1 rRNA gene is annotated in these 3,288 nt (G+C 57.8%); it reads right to left on the reverse strand.

The features are described from left to right. Positions 1-22 precede the first annotated feature (22 nt). Positions 23-3,149, reverse strand: a 23S ribosomal RNA gene (locus IH50_RS0136630). Positions 3,150-3,288: the final 139 nt, after the last annotated feature.

Here is a 3,288-nt window from a genome sequence, read left to right on the forward strand (position 1 = left end):
AACACAGTGGACGCGAGCAACTGAGGACAAGCCCTCGGCCTATTAGTACCGGTCAACTCCACACGTTACCGTGCTTCCATATCCGGCCTATCAACCCAGTCGTCTACTGGGAGCCTTACCCTCTCCAGGAGGTGGGAGTCCTCATCTCGAAGCAGGCTTCCCGCTTAGATGCTTTCAGCGGTTATCCCTCCCGAACGTAGCCAACCAGCCATGCCCTTGGCAGAACAACTGGCACACCAGAGGTTCGTCCGTCCCGGTCCTCTCGTACTAGGGACAGCCCTTCTCAAGACTCCTACGCGCACAGCGGATAGGGACCGAACTGTCTCACGACGTTCTAAACCCAGCTCGCGTACCGCTTTAATGGGCGAACAGCCCAACCCTTGGGACCGACTCCAGCCCCAGGATGCGACGAGCCGACATCGAGGTGCCAAACCATCCCGTCGATATGGACTCTTGGGGAAGATCAGCCTGTTATCCCCGGGGTACCTTTTATCCGTTGAGCGACGGCGCTTCCACAAGCCACCGCCGGATCACTAGTCCCGACTTTCGTCCCTGCTCGACCCGTCGGTCTCACAGTCAAGCTCCCTTGTGCACTTACACTCAACACCTGATTGCCAACCAGGCTGAGGGAACCTTTGGGCGCCTCCGTTACTCTTTAGGAGGCAACCGCCCCAGTTAAACTACCCATCAGACACTGTCCCTGATCCGGATCACGGACCCAGGTTAGACATCCAGCACGACCAGACTGGTATTTCAACGACGACTCCACCCGAACTGGCGTCCGAGCTTCACAGTCTCCCAGCTATCCTACACAAGCCGAACCGAACACCAATATCAAACTGTAGTAAAGGTCCCGGGGTCTTTCCGTCCTGCTGCGCGAAACGAGCATCTTTACTCGTAGTGCAATTTCACCGGGCCTATGGTTGAGACAGTCGAGAAGTCGTTACGCCATTCGTGCAGGTCGGAACTTACCCGACAAGGAATTTCGCTACCTTAGGATGGTTATAGTTACCACCGCCGTTTACTGGCGCTTAAGTTCTCAGCTTCGCCACCCCGAAGAGTGACTAACCGGTCCCCTTAACGTTCCAGCACCGGGCAGGCGTCAGTCCGTATACATCGCCTTACGGCTTCGCACGGACCTGTGTTTTTAGTAAACAGTCGCTTCTCGCTGGTCTCTGCGGCCACCCCCAGCTCAGAGCGCGAAGCTCATCACCGGTTGTGGCCCCCCTTCTCCCGAAGTTACGGGGGCATTTTGCCGAGTTCCTTAACCATAGTTCACCCGAACGCCTCGGTATTCTCTACCTGACCACCTGAGTCGGTTTAGGGTACGGGCCGCCATGAAACTCGCTAGAGGCTTTTCTCGACAGCATAGGATCATCCACTTCACCACAATCGGCTCGGCATCAGGTCTCAGCCTTGATGAACGGCGGATTTGCCTACCGTCCGGCCTACACCCTTACCCCGGGACAACCACCGCCCGGGATGGACTACCTTCCTGCGTCACCCCATCACTCACCTACTAACCGCTTGGGCCGGCGGCTCCACCACTCCCCCTCACTCCGAAGAGATCAGGGGCGGCTTCACGGCCTTAGCATCACGATGCTCGATGTTTGACGCTTCACAGCGGGTACCGGAATATCAACCGGTTATCCATCGACTACGCCTGTCGGCCTCGCCTTAGGTCCCGACTTACCCTGGGCAGATCAGCTTGACCCAGGAACCCTTAGTCAATCGGCGCACACGTTTCTCACGTGTGAATCGCTACTCATGCCTGCATTCTCACTCGTGAACCGTCCACAACTGCCTTCCGGCGCTGCTTCACCCGGCACACGACGCTCCCCTACCCATCACGATCCCCGTTGGGGGTACATATCGCAATGACACGACTTCGGCGGTACGCTTGAGCCCCGCTACATTGTCGGCGCGGAATCACTAGACCAGTGAGCTATTACGCACTCTTTCAAGGGTGGCTGCTTCTAAGCCAACCTCCTGGTTGTCTGTGCGACTCCACATCCTTTCCCACTTAGCGTACGCTTAGGGGCCTTAGTCGATGCTCTGGGCTGTTTCCCTCTCGACCATGGAGCTTATCCCCCACAGTCTCACTGCCGCGCTCTCACTTACCGGCATTCGGAGTTTGGCTAAGGTCAGTAACCCGGTAGGGCCCATCGCCTATCCAGTGCTCTACCTCCGGCAAGAAACACACGACGCTGCACCTAAATGCATTTCGGGGAGAACCAGCTATCACGGAGTTTGATTGGCCTTTCACCCCTAACCACAGGTCATCCCCCAGGTTTTCAACCCTGGTGGGTTCGGTCCTCCACGAAGTCTTACCTCCGCTTCAACCTGCCCATGGCTAGATCACTCCGCTTCGGGTCTTGAGCGTGCTACTCAAAGCGCCCTGTTCGGACTCGCTTTCGCTACGGCTTCCCCACCCGGGTTAACCTCGCAACACACCGCAAACTCGCAGGCTCATTCTTCAAAAGGCACGCAGTCACGAGACGAAGAGCAAGCTCTCCGTCCGACGCTCCCACGGCTTGTAGGCACACGGTTTCAGGTACTATTTCACTCCGCTCCCGCGGTACTTTTCACCATTCCCTCACGGTACTATCCGCTATCGGTCACCAGGGAATATTTAGGCTTAGCGGGTGGTCCCGCCAGATTCACACGGGATTTCTCGGGCCCCGTGCTACTTGGGTGTTTCTCAAACGAGCCGTACAGATTTCGACTACGGGGGTCTTACCCTCTACGCCGGGCCTTTCGCATGCCCTTCGCCTATCCATACGGTTTCTGACTCGCCGACCGGCCGGCAGACCGGTCAAGAGAAATCCCACAACCCCGCATGCGCAACCCCTGCCGGGTCTCACACGCATACGGTTTGGCCTCATCCGGTTTCGCTCGCCACTACTCCCGGAATCACGGTTGTTTTCTCTTCCTGCGGGTACTGAGATGTTTCACTTCCCCGCGTTCCCTCCACTTGCCCTATGTGTTCAGGCAAGGGTGACAGCCCATGACGACTGCCGGGTTTCCCCATTCGGACACCCCCGGATCAAAGCCTGGTTGACGACTCCCCGGGGCCTATCGTGGCCTCCCACGTCCTTCATCGGTTCCTGGTGCCAAGGCATCCACCGTGCGCCCTTAAAAACTTGGCCACAGATGCTCGCGTCCACTGTGCAGTTCTCAAACAACGACCAACCACCCATCACCCCGGGATCAACTCCCGAGTGCACTGGGGCCGGCACTGAAGGCAGCCATACGGCCGTGCCCTCAGACACCCAACAGCGTGCCCGA

Origin of the sequence: Streptomyces sp. NRRL S-37 (assembly GCF_000721605.1) — a bacterium.
Lineage (GTDB): Bacteria > Actinomycetota > Actinomycetes > Streptomycetales > Streptomycetaceae > Streptomyces.